14 protein-coding genes are annotated in these 13,630 nt (G+C 65.6%); 12 read left to right on the top strand and 2 right to left on the bottom strand.

What is annotated here, in order from left to right; all coding sequences use genetic code 11:
• Window positions 1–53 precede the first annotated feature (53 nt).
• From AC5RT8_RS05395 to AC5RT8_RS05370, 6 genes are all read left to right on the top strand, one after another.
• A complete protein-coding gene (locus AC5RT8_RS05395; protein ID WP_494094682.1) occupies window positions 54–422 on the top strand; it encodes an ArsR/SmtB family transcription factor in 369 nt (122 codons plus the stop codon).
• Window positions 419–925 (top strand): SRPBCC family protein, encoded by a 507-nt coding sequence (locus tag AC5RT8_RS05390; protein ID WP_494094681.1) that lies wholly within the window; start codon window positions 419–421, stop codon window positions 923–925. Before AC5RT8_RS05395 ends, AC5RT8_RS05390 begins: the two co-directional genes overlap by 4 nt.
• Complete coding sequence (locus tag AC5RT8_RS05385) at window positions 925–1,428, top strand: SRPBCC domain-containing protein (RefSeq protein WP_494095179.1); 504 nt, start codon at window positions 925–927, stop codon at window positions 1,426–1,428. Before AC5RT8_RS05390 ends, AC5RT8_RS05385 begins: the two co-directional genes overlap by 1 nt.
• 2 nt (window positions 1,429–1,430) lie before the next feature.
• On the top strand, window positions 1,431–1,868 hold the full coding sequence (locus AC5RT8_RS05380; RefSeq protein ID WP_494094680.1) for a VOC family protein: 438 nt from the start codon (window positions 1,431–1,433) through the stop codon (window positions 1,866–1,868).
• 262 nt (window positions 1,869–2,130) lie between these two features.
• Window positions 2,131–2,556 carry a hypothetical protein gene (locus AC5RT8_RS05375; RefSeq protein WP_494094679.1) on the top strand — a complete coding sequence of 142 codons (426 nt, stop codon included), beginning with the start codon at window positions 2,131–2,133 and terminating at the stop codon, window positions 2,554–2,556.
• Window positions 2,557–2,794: 238 nt separating this feature from the next.
• Entirely contained in the window at window positions 2,795–4,168 is a 1,374-nt protein-coding gene (locus tag AC5RT8_RS05370) for an amino acid permease (RefSeq protein WP_494095178.1), read from the top strand.
• A 66-nt stretch (window positions 4,169–4,234) separates the two neighbouring features.
• On the opposite strand, the gene AC5RT8_RS05365 is transcribed toward AC5RT8_RS05370, so the two are convergent.
• The gene (locus AC5RT8_RS05365) at window positions 4,235–4,492 is read right to left on the bottom strand and encodes a hypothetical protein (protein ID WP_494094678.1); all 258 of its coding nucleotides are present in this window, start codon (window positions 4,490–4,492) and stop codon (window positions 4,235–4,237) included.
• A gap of 140 nt (window positions 4,493–4,632) precedes the next feature.
• Here AC5RT8_RS05365 and AC5RT8_RS05360 point away from each other — a divergent pair, with 140 nt between their 5' ends.
• The 3 genes from AC5RT8_RS05360 to AC5RT8_RS05350 are packed head-to-tail and all read left to right on the top strand — an operon-like array spanning window position 4,633 to window position 7,924.
• A complete protein-coding gene (locus tag AC5RT8_RS05360; protein WP_494094677.1) occupies window positions 4,633–5,121 on the top strand; it encodes a carboxymuconolactone decarboxylase family protein in 489 nt (162 codons plus the stop codon).
• Window positions 5,122–5,164: 43 nt separating this feature from the next.
• The gene (gluQRS, locus tag AC5RT8_RS05355) at window positions 5,165–6,061 is read left to right on the top strand and encodes a tRNA glutamyl-Q(34) synthetase GluQRS (protein WP_494094676.1); all 897 of its coding nucleotides are present in this window, start codon (window positions 5,165–5,167) and stop codon (window positions 6,059–6,061) included.
• 27 nt (window positions 6,062–6,088) lie between these two features.
• The gene (locus tag AC5RT8_RS05350) at window positions 6,089–7,924 is read left to right on the top strand and encodes a glycoside hydrolase family 15 protein (RefSeq protein WP_494094675.1); all 1,836 of its coding nucleotides are present in this window, start codon (window positions 6,089–6,091) and stop codon (window positions 7,922–7,924) included.
• Between the two features lie 69 nt (window positions 7,925–7,993).
• Here AC5RT8_RS05350 and AC5RT8_RS05345 read toward each other — a convergent pair whose 3' ends face one another.
• The gene (locus AC5RT8_RS05345; RefSeq protein WP_494094674.1) at window positions 7,994–8,977 is read right to left on the bottom strand and encodes a GmrSD restriction endonuclease domain-containing protein; all 984 of its coding nucleotides are present in this window, start codon (window positions 8,975–8,977) and stop codon (window positions 7,994–7,996) included.
• Window positions 8,978–9,220: 243 nt separating this feature from the next.
• Here AC5RT8_RS05345 and AC5RT8_RS05340 point away from each other — a divergent pair, with 243 nt between their 5' ends.
• The 3 genes from AC5RT8_RS05340 to AC5RT8_RS05330 all read left to right on the top strand — a co-directional run bounded on the left by AC5RT8_RS05340 (window position 9,221) and on the right by AC5RT8_RS05330 (window position 13,575).
• Window positions 9,221–11,539, top strand: a complete 2,319-nt coding sequence (locus tag AC5RT8_RS05340) for a S8 family serine peptidase (protein WP_494094673.1) — start codon at window positions 9,221–9,223, stop codon at window positions 11,537–11,539.
• 158 nt (window positions 11,540–11,697) lie between these two features.
• Complete coding sequence (gene ppk2, locus AC5RT8_RS05335; RefSeq protein ID WP_494094672.1) at window positions 11,698–12,744, top strand: polyphosphate kinase 2; 1,047 nt, start codon at window positions 11,698–11,700, stop codon at window positions 12,742–12,744.
• Window positions 12,745–12,837: 93 nt separating this feature from the next.
• Complete coding sequence (locus AC5RT8_RS05330; RefSeq protein WP_494094671.1) at window positions 12,838–13,575, top strand: FadR/GntR family transcriptional regulator; 738 nt, start codon at window positions 12,838–12,840, stop codon at window positions 13,573–13,575.
• Window positions 13,576–13,630 lie beyond the last annotated feature (55 nt).

Genomic DNA, 13,630 nt, shown 5'->3' with positions numbered 1-13,630 from the left:
GAGGTTGAACAACCGGCAACTTGATTACTCATCGACAGAAACTGACCCAGCGCATGGCATCCTCCAGCGACGAACCCCTTCTGGACAAGGCCTTCCTGGCCCTGGCCGATCCGGCCCGCCGCCGCATTATTGCCCGGCTTTCCCGGGGCCCTGCCACGGTCAACGAACTGGCGGAACCCTTCGAGATATCCAAGCAGGCTGTCTCGAAGCACATCCAGGTCCTCGAGCAGGCGCAGCTGGTCACGCGCAGCCGTGACGCGCAGCGCCGGCCCGTCCACCTGAACCCCGCACGGTTGGAGGCACTCACCGCCTGGATCGGCCAGTACCGGCTGGTCCGCGAGGAGCAGTTCCGCAGCCTTGACGCCGTGCTTCATGCACAGGCCGCAGCGAAAGGCGGCCCGCAGGCAAAGGATCCATCATGACCAACGCACTGCAGCTTTCCGTACCGGAGGGTGTCCCCTTCATCGATTTCAGCCGCAAGGTGGACTACCCCGTGGAGCAGGTCTTCCGCGCCTATGCCGAGCCGGACCTGCTGGTCCAGTGGCTGGGACCGCGGAGAATGGAGATGCACATCAACCACTACGACTTCCGCACCGGCGGCTCCTACAGCTACATCCACACCGGCCCGGAAGGCGTGCCCTACGAATTCCGGGGCATTTTCCATACCGTGCGGGAAAACGAGTTTGCCGTCCAGACCTTCGAGTTTTCCGGCTATCCCGACATCACGAGCCTGGAATTCCTGACGTTTGAAGCCCTCGACGGCGAGCGCTCCCGGATCCACACCCACGCCGTCTATCCGAGCCTGGAGGCACGGGACGGGATGGCTGCCTCGGGCATGGAGGGCGGTGTCTCGGAGGGGTTTGAACGGATGGAGGAGATGCTGGCCCAGCTCCAGCCCGAAACCGTGCAGGGGCGGGGTGCGTGATGGGCAATCCCCTGACCATCGATGCGCCCGCAGGGCTCCCCATCTTCGACTATCACCGCGAGTTCGAGGCACCGGTGCAGTCGGTTTTCGCTGCACACACCGATCCAGGCCTCTATGCCCAGTGGACCGGTTCCGGGACCACGACCCCACGGATCGAGGTTTTCGAACCGCGGCCCGGCGGAGCGTACCGCTGGGTGCTGGACGGCGACGACGGCGCGGAGTACGTCTCCCGGGGCGTCTTCCACAGCGTTCGGCAGGATGAATTCATTCTCTCCACCTTCGAGTTCGAAGGCTACCCGGACGTGGTGACGCTGGAATACAGCACCTTCACGGAGTTGCCCAACGGCAGGAGCCGGCTGACCGGGCGATCCCTGTATCCCTCGGTCGAATCCCGGGATGAATTCCTGGCAAACGGGATCGGGGAGGCCATGTCTGACGGCTATGACCTGCTGGACGGCCTGCTCGCCTCCGTCCCCGCCCGGACAACGGAAGGCAGGGACTGACCATGGACTGGACCCTCGAGGTGGTGAACGTACCGGTCAGCGATCTGGATCAGGCGATTTCCTTCTACCGCGACAAGGTTGGCTTCAATCTGGACTTCCGAACGTCCATCGAGCAGATGGACTTTGCCCAGCTGACTCCGCCGGGCTCTGGCTGCTCGATTGTGGTGGGGGATGAAAACACCCGGCAGGGCATGGCGCCCGGTTCCCTGCGCGGACTGCAGCTCGTGGTGTCGGATGTGCAGGCGGCCCGGCAGGAACTGCTGGACCGCGGGGTGGAGGTTGGCGATATCACCGTCATCGAGCCGCGTGACGGCGGCAGGTTCTGTATCTTTGCAGACCCGGACGGCAACACCTGGGCGGTGCAGGAAATGAAGGTCCGGGCCGAGCAGCCCCTCATTCCGCACCAGTCGCGCATCAGCTACGGCACCGACCAACCCTGACCCCGAACCAATCCGACTGCACGCTATTGACAGGCGGGCGCACCGGCCCGAATATGCCTTCCTCACGGTTGACACTTCCATACGCAGGAGTAACGTGGGGGCTCCCCAAAGGCAGCGGGACGATCCCGCTGCACGAAGGAGCGACATGTTGAGCACGAGCAAAAGAACCGCCGTCCTACTGTCAACCGCTGGCATTATCGCCGGATCCCTGTTCCTCCCGACGTCGGCCTCAGCCGCCGGCACGGAATGTGAACCCGGTGACGTGACAACAAGCTTCAACCACCACTACGTCACCACCAGCAAGGAAGTTGTCTCCTCGGTCACGCTGGCGAACACCTCCGGGGTGGAGGGACCGGTCTCGGTAACCGCAGGACCCTCCACCGCCACCGCCACCGCGTCGGTAACCGGGGATGTCCCCCTCGAGGAAGTTTTGGCGGCCCTGCAGGCGCAGGTCAGCGCGGACGCATCAGCCCGGGAAAGCTGGAGCGGCCGCGAGCCCGTACAGGTGTCCGGACCGATGCCTGCGGGAGAGTCGAAAGTCGCCGAGTACGGTTTCACCATCGTTTCCTTTTCCGGATCGCAGCAGACCTGCCAGCTGGACGGCCAGTTCGGTCCTAAGGCACGTTTTGACGGCACCGCACCGACCGGCACCTATGTGGACAATTACTCACAGCCCCATGTTCCCTAGCCGGTAACAGTTCCGTAGCCGGTAGCCATAGCCGGCAGCACGACGGCGGTTCCTCCCCGGTGGAGGACCCGCCGTCGTTGGCGTTACCCGGACCCCGCGGAAACCGGCTACGCGCCGTGGGCGTAATATGGATTGGCCCCTGAACTGGGCCTACCCCCACATTCCAAGGTGCGTTTTCTTGAAGTCCTCCTTTACCCAGGCGTTAGCCCGCGGGCTGAATGTCCGGCACATCCGCTTCATGGCGCTCGGATCGGCCATCGGCACCGGCCTGTTCTACGGGTCCGCCTCAGCCATCCAGTCGGCCGGACCCTCCGTCCTGCTGGCCTACATGATCGGCGGCGCCGCCGTGTTCCTGGTCATGCGGGCCCTCGGCGAGATGGCCGTCCGCCATCCGGTCTCCGGGTCATTCGGGCAGTATGCCAGCCGTTACCTCGGTCCGTTCGCCGGTTTCATCACCGGCTGGACGTTCGCCTTCGAGATGGCCATTGTCGCGATTGCCGACGTCACCGCATTCGGCATCTACATGGGCTTCTGGTTCCCGGACGTACCGCGCTGGATCTGGATCCTCGCCGTCGTGCTGCTGATCGGTGCGCTGAACCTGATGCGCGTGAAGGTCTTCGGCGAGACGGAGTTCTGGCTTTCCATCGTCAAGGTGGCGGCCATTATTGCGATGATCCTCGGCGGCCTGGCCATTGTGGTGTTCGGCTTCGGCCTGCCCGACGGCGCCAACCCCGGTTTCGAGACGCTCCTGGGCTCCGGCGGGTTCTTCGCCAACGGTTTCTGGGGGCTTCTTGCGTCCTTCTCCATCGTGATGTTTGCCTTCGGCGGCATCGAAACCATCGGCATCACTGCAGGCGAGGCCGAGAACCCGAAGAAGGCCATCCCGGCCGCGGTCAACACCGTGCCGGTGCGGATCCTGCTCTTCTACGTCTGCACCCTTGCGGTGTTGATGATGATCTTCCCCTGGCAGGACATCAACGGCGAGACCAGCCCGTTCGTGCAGATCTTCGACTCGCTGGGCATCCCCGCGGCCGCGCACATCCTCAACGCCGTGGTCATCACCGCCGCCATTTCGGCGATCAACTCCGACACCTTCGGCGCCGGCCGGATGATGTACGGGCTGGCGCAGCAGGGCCAGGCGCCCGCCGCGTTCGCCAAGGTCTCCCGGCACGGCGTCCCCTGGCTGACCGCCGCGGTCATGGCCGTGGTGCTGCTCGTCGGCGTCGTGCTCAACGCCCTGCTGCCCGAATCGCTGTTCACCATCATTGCCTCGATTGCCACCTTCGCGACCGTCTGGGTCTGGGTGATGATCCTGCTCTCGCACATCGCCATGAAGCGCGAGATTCGGCGCCGGAACCTGCCGGCGTCGGAGTTCGGCGTGCCGTTCTGGCCGGCAGCGTCCTACGCAGCGCTGGCCTTCATGGTGTTCATCGTGGTGCTGCTGGGCGTCATGCCGGACACCCGGGTGGCCCTGGTGGTCGGGGCAGCATGGATTGCGCTGCTGTTCGTGGCCTACCGGGTGTGGGTGCGCGGCGACGGCCGGGTCCGCGCGGATCTGGCGGATGAAACGGGCGACGCCGGGGCGCAGGAAGCAGCGGAAAGCCGGGCCTGACCCGACCCCGCAGCCTCACCACGGCCGGTTCTGCGCCTGCCCCGTTCTCCGGATTGCAGGGAGACCTCAGGCGGCCCCGTCCAACCGGCCGGCCGGGCACCCGGAGGGCAGGCGGACCGTACGGAGCAGCGCCAGCTGGAACGGCCCCAGCCGCAGCGTGATCAGCGGCCAGTCCGTTTTCGCCGGCTCCGGGCCGGCCTGCTGCGACGCTTCCGTGCTGAGTTTCCGGTCCCGGATGGCACGCAGCCTGCGGCTCCGCTGCTCCGCCTCTGCCACCTGCAGCCGGTGTTCCATCCGGGCCAGTTCAAGCTCCATGAGTCCCATGCCCGCAACGCTAGGCAGGCCCCGGAAACAGGACCACGCCCTTGCGGACACCTGCGGTCCTCGGCTGTTGTAGCCCGCAGCGGGCCGGTGTGATGGAATGCCGTCATCGCGTTCCATACGGCGTACCTGAGGGGTGGACAGTGTCCGATCAGCAATCCCGGCAGCGCCGGATCTTCCTGGACAAATCCGATCCGGCTGCCTTCAGTGCCCTGCGCGACCTGCGCGCCTCGGTCCGGGAGTCTGCTTTGGCTGCGGGGCTCTCCCCCGGTCTGGTGGAACTCATCAACATCCGGGTCTCCCAGATCAACCGGTGCGCGTATTGCCTGCGCCTGCATGTGAAGGCTGCACGCGAGCTGGGCGAATCCGCGGAGCGCCTGGATGTGCTGCCGGCCTGGCGGGACACGGAACTTTTCACCCCCAGGGAGCGGGCAGCACTGGCCGTAGCGGAAAACGCAGCGGGAGTTCCGGCGTCGGAACTGCCCGGCGGCTGGGACCCCGTGGCCGACGGCGACCTCACGGCCGAGGAATTCTCGGCCGTGAACTGGGTGGCCATCACGATCGGCGCGTTCAACCGTGTCTCGGTGGTCAGCCGCCATCCCGTGCGGCCGCCGAAGAAGGCAGAGCCCTGACCGCGCGGGCCCGGGCCGCGGCGCACCCGCATAGACTGGGGCTGTGCCTACCTCCTCCGCCGCCGGCCGCTTCGCGCCCAGTCCCACGGGCGAGCTGCACGTAGGGAACCTGCGCACAGCCCTGCTGGCCTGGCTCTTCGCGCGCAGCACCGGCCGCAGGTTCCTGCTGCGGATGGAGGACCTCGACCGGGTCCGCTCCGGCGCCGAAACCGCGCAGCTGCGCGACCTTGCCGCCGTCGGCCTGGAGTGGGACGGCGACATCATCCGGCAGTCCGAACGCACGGACATCTACCTGTCGGCCATCGCTGAACTGCGCGAAGCCGGCCTGGTGTACGAGTGCTTCTGCACCCGCCGCGAAGTGGCCGAAGCCGCATCCGCCCCTCATGCCCCGCCCGGCGCCTATCCGGGCACCTGCCGGCACCTCACCGAAGAGCAACGGGCCCGACGACGGCGCGAACGCCCTGCCGCGCTCCGGCTCCGGGCGCAGGTGGCTGAGTTCACCGTGACCGACGAGCTGCACGGCAGCTACACCTCCGCCGTGGATGACCTGGTGCTGCTGCGCAACGACGGCGTGCCCTCCTACAACCTTGCGGTGGTCCTGGACGATGGGCTGCAGGGCATCGACCAGGTGGTGCGCGGCGACGACCTGCTCAGTTCGGCGCCCCGGCAGGCCTACCTGGGTTCCCTCCTCGGGCTGCCTGACGTCCGTTACGCCCACGTTCCGTTGGCGCTCAACGCCGCCGGCCAGCGGCTCGCCAAGCGCGACGGCGCCGTCACCCTCCCTGATCTCGCAGCCGCCGGACTGGACGCCGATGCCGTCCGCACCCTGATCCTCGGTTCGCTGGGGTTGTCCGGCGACCTCAAGGAAGCGCTCGAAGAGTTCTCCCCCGCCCGAATCCCGTCGGAGCCCTGGATCTTCCGGGCCCCTTCCCCCAGCTGACCCGTTCCCCGAAACAAGGAGTTACGCATGAGCCTGCCCGCACCGGACCGCCGCGACGGCTACGTGGATCTGCGCTCGTACGGTGCGATCGGCGATGGACGGACCGTTGCGCTTGTGGCGCTGGACGGGTCCATCGACTGGTACCCGACCCCGGACATGGATTCGACCCCGGCGTTCGCGCGTCTGCTCGACGCCGCACACGGCGGCTGCATAGAACTACGTCCCGCTGCGGACTTCACCGTGGAGCGCGCCTATGTGGAGGGCACCAATGTCCTGGCCACCACCTTCATCACCGAAACCGGGCGTGTCCGGGTCACCGACTCGCTGAACACCGGAGTGGCCGGCCGGCTGCCCTGGGGCGAGCTGGCCCGGCGGGTTGAGGGCCTCGACGGCGACGTCGCCATGCGCTGGGCGGTTGCCCCCGGCAGCAGCTTCAATACCGCCTCCCCCTGGGTGCAGCACACGGTGCACGGACCCGTCCTGCAGGTGCAGGGCACCACCATGGCCGTGCGCGGACGGAACGTCGGTATGGATGACACGGAGGATGCCGGCACGGACGGCACCCCGCGCGGGGACACCGGCTCCTACGAGGTCTCGGACCGCAGCATCAGCGGCAGCTTCACCGCCCGGTCCGGCTCCCGCCACCTGCTGGCGGTGATTACCACCCACGAAGAACCGTTGCCGTTGCCCGAACTGGACACGATCGACGACGGCGTGGACCGCACCATCAACAACTGGCAGGACTGGTCACGGGAGTTCCAATATGACGGACCGTGGGCGGACGCCGTCGAGCGCAGCGCCCTGGCCCTGAAACTGCTCCTGCACAGCCCCACCGGTGCGATCGCCGCGGCAGCCACCACCTCCCTGCCCGAGAACCTGCACGGCGGGAAGAACTGGGACTACCGCTACGCCTGGGTCCGGGACACCGCGTACACCCTGCACGCCATGATCCGGTTCGGGCTAAGGGAGGAAGTCCACGCCGCCGTCTCCGGAATGCTCAAGAGCGTGCGCCGGCAGGGCAACGAACTGCAGGTCTTTACCCGCTTGAACGGCACCCGGGCCGAGGGCGTCGAAATCCTGGACATGCCCGGTTGGCGGGGCATTGGACCGGTGGTCAACGGCAACGACGCCGCCAAGCAGCTGCAGATGGGCGTCTTCGGCGACCTGTTCAACATTGTCCAGATGTATGTGGACGCGGGCCATGTCCTGGATACCGGCACCGGACGGTACCTCGCGGATCTGGCCGATCTGGCCTGCGACGTCTGGCAGCGGAAAGACTCGGGAATGTGGGAGCTGGATGAGGAGCAGCACTACACCACCTCCAAACTCGGCTGCTGGCATGCACTCAGCTGCGCAGCGCATCTGGCCGATCTGGGGCAGATTCCGGGCCGACCGGAACGCTGGCGCGCGGAACAGGAACGCATCCGTGACTGGGTGGAAACCAACTGCTGGTCCGAGGACCTCAGCAGCTACGTCTGGTACCCCGGAAGCGACCGGTTGGACGCCTCCATCCTGCTGCACGCCATCAGCGGTTTTGACCGGGGCGAGCGGATGTCCTCCACCCTTGACGCGCTGCGCACCGAGCTCGGCCGCGGCCCCCTGCTCTACCGGTTCAGCGGGGCCGAGAAGGAAGAAGGCACCTTCGTTGCCTGCGCCTTCTGGATGGCAGCGGCCCTGGACTGCGTGGGCCGCCGCGAGGAAGCCGCTACCCTGATGGATGAGCTGGTGCCGCTCGCCAATGATGTGGGTCTGTTCACGGAGATGATCGCCGAGGAAGACCATTCCTTCCTCGGGAATTTCCCGCAGGGCCTGTCCCACCTGGCGCTGATTACGGCGGCACTGACCCTGGCCGAAGAACGGTAGGACCCGCAACGGCAACGGGCCCCGTTTCCGCCGATGGTGCGGATCCGGGGCCCGCCGGTGGGCCAACTGCTAGGACGTGCAGCCGACTCCGTCGCCGTCGCCGTCAAATTTGTGATCCCACCCGGCGTCGCCCGGGCGGATCGGTGCCACACCGGCTGCTTTGACTGCCGTGCAGTTGGCGTAGGTCGTTCCAGCCGGAGCGGCGGGGGCTGGTTCTACGAGGGCGGGTGCGGGCTGCTCAGGTTCGACGGCGGGCTGCGCGGCATCGCCTGCGGCAACCCCTGCGGCGGGTACGGTGCCGTCCCGCGCAGGAACCGGCTCATCCGGGCATCCGGACAGGACGGCGGCTATCGCATCATGCTCGGCCTGCGTCATCCACAGCCGGTACTCGGCCTTGACCGCGGTTTGCCGGGCGACGTATTCGCAGCGGAAGGCCTTATTGGCCGGCAGCCAGGTGGCGGCGTCGCCGTCGGACTTGGCGCCGTTGGCGGGGCCGTCGGCCGCCATCAGGTTCAACGGGTCATTGGCGAACTGCCGGCGTTCTTCCGCGGACAGCTGCTGGGCGCCTTTCTGCCAGGCATCGGACAGCGCCACCACATGGTCGATCTGGACGGCCGTGCTGGTAGTGTTGCCGCGGACAAAGGAGATGGTGGTTCCCGTGTAGGGGTCAAGGAACGTCCCCGAAGCCACCACGCATTCCTTGGTGCCGTCCTTGTACACCACGTCCACGAGGTCCCGGGCGAGGATGTCGTTGCGGGTGTCGCAGCCGTTGCGGTCCGTATCGGCCCAGGCCGGGCCGAACTGCTCGCGGTCGTAGCCGGTCTTCGGCGCGCGTCCCTTGATCGGGATGCCGGCCAGCTGGTCGAGTGCCGTGCCGGCCGCGGCCGGAGGTGCGGCGGGCTCGGCAGGTGCATTCGGAGCTGGAGCTTCGACTGACGGAGCCGCGGTCTGGGTGGACGGAGCCGGCTCGGAACCGGTAACGGGGGTGCAGCCGACGACGCCGAGGGCAAGCAGGACAACAAAGGACAGAGCTTTAATGCGCGGGGAAATCATCACTATCCATTATGGAGGATTCACCGGGAAGTATTTGGCACCCGCTTGGCGTGCCGGGGGCAGCCTTATCGGGATGCACCGGACCGGCCCGGCCGGGACCTCCCTGGAGTGCAACATTTCCAAATAGGCGTTTTTTGCTGCATCCATTAGAGTTACGGCGCACGTCAACAGACGAGTCTCCGAGCCGGTCGCCGATCCGCTTTATGCCTGCTTTTCCGGTGCCCGCGTTTTGACAGGATTAATATGGGGAAATCACTTTCGGTGCGCGCACGCCGCACCGGGGCCGCACTTGCCATTACCGCTTTCTTAGGCAGCACTGTTGTTGCCACACCCGCCTTGGCCACCGAGGAAACGCCGACGCCGGCCACCGTCCGCGGGAATGATGTTTCGGAGGCACCCGCCAACCGTTTCGTCGTGAAGTTCCGGGACAGGGCCGGAATCGGCTCCGCCGACCGCACCAAGGCCTACGACCAGGCCGCTACGGAGGTGGGAGGTGCGGCAAGGGAACTCTTCCAGACCGCCACCGGTGCGTCCGTCATGACCGTGGACCAGGATTTGACGGCCGCGGAGTCGGCAGCCGTCATTGATGTCCTGGCCGACAATCCCGAGGTCGAGTACGTCGAGCCGGATGTCCTGCTGACTGTATCTTCCGCGGATCCCAACGATCCGCATTATCCGAGCCAATGGGATCTGTGGGATCCGATCGGCGGGGTGAATGTTCCTGCTGCATGGGAAGCCACCCGCGGCGAGGGTCAAACTGTCGCAGTGATCGATACGGGTATCACTGACCACAGTGACCTCAACGCCCAGGTCCTGCCCGGTTATGACCTCATCAGTGACGCGGAACAGGCGCGGGACGGCGATGGCCGGGATAACAACGCCCGGGACGAAGGCGACTGGCACGATCCGGGGCGCTGCGGTCTCGATTACAACGAGTTCTCGTCGTGGCACGGAACGCATGTTGCCGGCACCATCGCTGCCACTTCCAACAACGGGAAGGGCATCACCGGTGTTGCCCCTGCCGCCAAAATCGTTCCCGTCCGGGTGCTGGGCGAATGCGGTGGCTACATGTCCGATATTTCGGACGGCATCATCTGGGCCGCCGGCGGCAGCCTCCCCGGAATTCCCGTCAATCCCCATCCCGCGCGGGTTATCAATCTCAGCATCCAGGGAATCAGCACCTGTGCAGCGACCACCCAGGCTGCGGTGGATTATGCGAACAGCCGTAATGCCGTGGTTGTGGTCTCCGCAGGAAACTACAACCGCCCCGTTGCAGATTCCCAGCCCGCCAACTGCAACAACGTTGTTGCGGTCGGCGCCACCGGGCGCGAAGGAAGGCGGGCTTCATATTCGAACTTCGGTCCGGGCATAGACATAATGGCCCCCGGCGGCGACATGTCCGGAAAGATCATTAACGGCATTCTCTCTACCCTGAATAACGGCGGCTACGGTCCCGAGGAAGAGTCCTACGATTTCTACCAGGGCACGTCCATGGCGGCCCCCCACGTTGCGGGAACCGCCGCCCTGATGCTGTCCACCGACAGCAAACTGACACCCCAGCAGATTGAATCCCAGTTGAAAGCAACTGCCCGGGATCTGCCTAACGGCTGTGATCCCCATTGCGGGCCGAAACTCCTGGACACTGCGGCCGCCGTTGGCCTGGCAACACTGGCCGGGACGGTGCCCACGATCAAGGGCACCGCCGTCGTCGGATCAACTCTGACGGCAAACCCCGGCACGTGGGGTCCGGCGCCGGTGACCCTGGCCTACAAGTGGTACCGCGGCGACACCGTCATTGCAGGAGCCACCAAACCGACCTATGTCCTCGCCGCTGCCGATAAGGGCAAGCGCATCAGCGTGGAGGTCACCGGCAGCAAGGCCGGCTACGCCTCGGCAACCGTACGCTCCGCCGCCACTGCCGCCGTCGGCGCCCCACAGCCGACCCCGACACCGACCCCCAAGCCGACTCCGGCCCCGCAGCCGAAATTTGCGGATGTCCCTGCCGGAATGGATTTCTACGCCGACATCCAGTGGATGGCCGCCGAGGGCATCTCCACCGGGTGGACGGAAGCCAACGGCACCAAGAGCTACCGTCCGCTGCAGCCCGTGAAGCGGGATGCGATGGCCGCCTTCATGTACCGGCTGGCCGGCAGCCCGACGTTCACGCCGCCGAAAAAGTCTCCGTTCACGGACGTAGCCACTACCAACCAGTTCTACAAAGAGATCACCTGGCTGGCATCAAAGGGCATCTCGACCGGGTGGACGGAAGCCAACGGCACCAAGACCTACCGTCCCGGGCAACCCGTCAACCGGGACGCGATGGCTGCTTTCATGTACCGGCTGGCGGAAAAACCGTCATTCATCCCGCCGAAAAAGTCTCCGTTCGCGGACACAGCCACCACCAACCAGTTCTACAAGGAAATATCGTGGCTGGCATCGATGGGTATCTCCACCGGATGGACCGGAGCCAACGGCACCAAGGCCTACCGTCCGGTGCAGGCAGTGAACCGGGATGCGATGGCCGCCTTCATGCACCGCTTTGACGCCCGCTTCGGCGGCTGACTCCGCGGCACCACGCAACGGTAGAACCGGGAGGTCCGGAGTTTTCCGGGCCTCCCGGTCCGTTTCTGCAAGGGGAAGCCCCTTCCTTCCCCCGCCGCTTCACAGTAGGTTCGTAAGCCAACGAATATCCGTTCCGCAGACCTCCCGCAGGAGATGTCATGGCAACCAATAAGAACGGCACCAAGGAAGTTTCCAGCCAGCAGCCGCCCTCAACCGACGGGCCTACACTGGATGAGCAAGGCGGGCAAAGCCCGAACGGGCAGCGTGTAGCGGTCACGGAGGACTATGCCCAGGAACTCGATGAGCTGCAGGAGCTGAAGAAAAAGGGCAAAAAGCTCAAAATCAAGGTCGACGACGACGCCTGGCGCCAGAACTATCCCTACGACACCAAGCTCAACCGGCGCACCTATGACCGGCAGAAGCGGCGCCTCCAGATTGAACTGCTGAAGATGCAGCTCTGGGTCAAGGAAACCGGCCAGAAAATGCTCATCATCTTCGAGGGCCGCGACGCCGCCGGAAAAGGCGGAGCCATCAAGCGGTTTGACGAGCATCTGAATCCCCGCGGGGCACGGGTGGTGGCACTGGAAAAACCCACCTCCGAGGAACAGACCCAGTGGTACTTCCAGCGGTATGTCCGGACCCTTCCCAGCGGCGGGGAAATAGTGATGATGGACCGCTCCTGGTACAACCGGGCCGGCGTCGAACGCGTGATGGGGTACTGCACCCCCGCGCAGTACCTGGAGTTCATGCGGGAGGTTCCGGAGCTTGAACGGATGCTCGTCAATTCCGGCACCCTGCTGCATAAGCTGTGGTTCTCGGTGGGCCGGGCGGAGCAGATGGCCAGATTCGCTGCCCGGGAAACCGATCCCGTGAAGCAGTGGAAACTCTCCCCCACCGACCTCGCCAGCCTGGACAAATGGGACGCCTACACCGAAGCGAAGGAAGCGATGTTCTTCTACACGGACACCGGCGACGCTCCCTGGACCGCGGTGAAATCCAATGACAAGAAACGCGCCCGGCTCGAAGCGATGCGCCACGTACTCAACGCCGTGGAGTATCCGAATAAGGACAAAACCATTGCACATGCCCCGGACCCGCTGATTGTGGGACGGGCCTACAACCATTTCGAAGAGGACGACGAACCGCACGGCAGCTTCCCGGTGGTGAAACCCCAGGGCAACGCCGCAACGCAGGCTGCAGGGTAGAGGCGCCGGCAGCCGGAACAACGACGGCGGGGATTATCGACGACGGTAGACTACGGACGTGATTCCTTCCGCCGCGATGACCCGGCAGCCCGCATGAGTTCGCGGCTGCACAACCTCGTCATTGAGACGGTGGGGATGCGCATAGTCTCCGGGGAACTCATTGCCGGAGACACCATGCATTCGGAACATGTGGAAACCGAGCTCCAGGTATCGCGCTCCGTCGCCCGCGAAGCCGTTCGGGTACTGCAGTCCCTGGGCTTGGTGGAGTCCGTCAAACGCGTGGGGATCCGGGTCCTCCCCGCGGAGCGCTGGAATGCGTTTGATCCCTCTGTCATCCGCTGGCGGCTGGCTGCCTCTGAGAAGGGCGTCCAGCTGCGCTCGCTGACGGAGCTGCGTTCAGCGGTTGAGCCGGCTGCCGCAGAATTGGCGGCAGTACACGCCCCCGCCGAGCTGGCGGCCCAGTTGCTGGCGGTCGCAGTGCAGATGCGTGCCGCCGGGCGGGCAGGAGACCTGGAGCTGTTCCTGGATCTCGATATCCGCTATCACGGCCTTGTACTGGCGGCGTCCGGGAACGAGATGTTCGGCCAGATGCAATCGATGATCGCCGAAGTGCTGCGCGGCCGGACCCACTACGGGTTGATGCCGGACCACCCGCATGAAGAAGCCCTGCAGCTGCATATGGACGTTGCCTGCGCGATCCAGGCGGGACATCCCGAGGCTGCCCGGCAGTCCATGGACCAGATCATGCGCCGGACCATGGACGAAGTGGGCGGCGTCTGGGCGCACGAGCCGCGGATCTTCACGCCACTGCCCCCTTCCGGGCCCGCCTGACGGTTCCGTTCACGCTGAAGCCATCCACATCGGGCCGGCCCGCTTAGGATGATGC

The organism is Arthrobacter sp. Ms25 (assembly GCF_059090365.1).
The sequence above is the reverse complement of the archived record's forward strand: the minus strand, read 5'-3'. Positions and strand labels throughout refer to the sequence as shown.

What these genes read in the sequence shown, in the direction of transcription:
- AC5RT8_RS05370 (WP_494095178.1), top strand. Translation starts at nt 2,795, where the DNA reads ATGGCGCTCGGATCGGCCATCGGCACCGGCCTGTTCTACGGGTCCGCC.
- AC5RT8_RS05345 (WP_494094674.1), bottom strand. Translation starts at nt 8,977, where the DNA reads ATGATTTCCCCGCGCATTAAAGCTCTGTCCTTTGTTGTCCTGCTTGCC.
- AC5RT8_RS05340 (WP_494094673.1), top strand. Translation starts at nt 9,221, where the DNA reads ATGGGGAAATCACTTTCGGTGCGCGCACGCCGCACCGGGGCCGCACTT.
- AC5RT8_RS05395 (WP_494094682.1), top strand. Translation starts at nt 54, where the DNA reads ATGGCATCCTCCAGCGACGAACCCCTTCTGGACAAGGCCTTCCTGGCC.
- AC5RT8_RS05385 (WP_494095179.1), top strand. Translation starts at nt 925, where the DNA reads ATGGGCAATCCCCTGACCATCGATGCGCCCGCAGGGCTCCCCATCTTC.
- AC5RT8_RS05390 (WP_494094681.1), top strand. Translation starts at nt 419, where the DNA reads ATGACCAACGCACTGCAGCTTTCCGTACCGGAGGGTGTCCCCTTCATC.
- AC5RT8_RS05330 (WP_494094671.1), top strand. Translation starts at nt 12,838, where the DNA reads ATGAGTTCGCGGCTGCACAACCTCGTCATTGAGACGGTGGGGATGCGC.
- ppk2 (WP_494094672.1), top strand. Translation starts at nt 11,698, where the DNA reads ATGGCAACCAATAAGAACGGCACCAAGGAAGTTTCCAGCCAGCAGCCG.
- AC5RT8_RS05380 (WP_494094680.1), top strand. Translation starts at nt 1,431, where the DNA reads ATGGACTGGACCCTCGAGGTGGTGAACGTACCGGTCAGCGATCTGGAT.
- AC5RT8_RS05350 (WP_494094675.1), top strand. Translation starts at nt 6,089, where the DNA reads ATGAGCCTGCCCGCACCGGACCGCCGCGACGGCTACGTGGATCTGCGC.
- AC5RT8_RS05365 (WP_494094678.1), bottom strand. Translation starts at nt 4,492, where the DNA reads ATGGGACTCATGGAGCTTGAACTGGCCCGGATGGAACACCGGCTGCAG.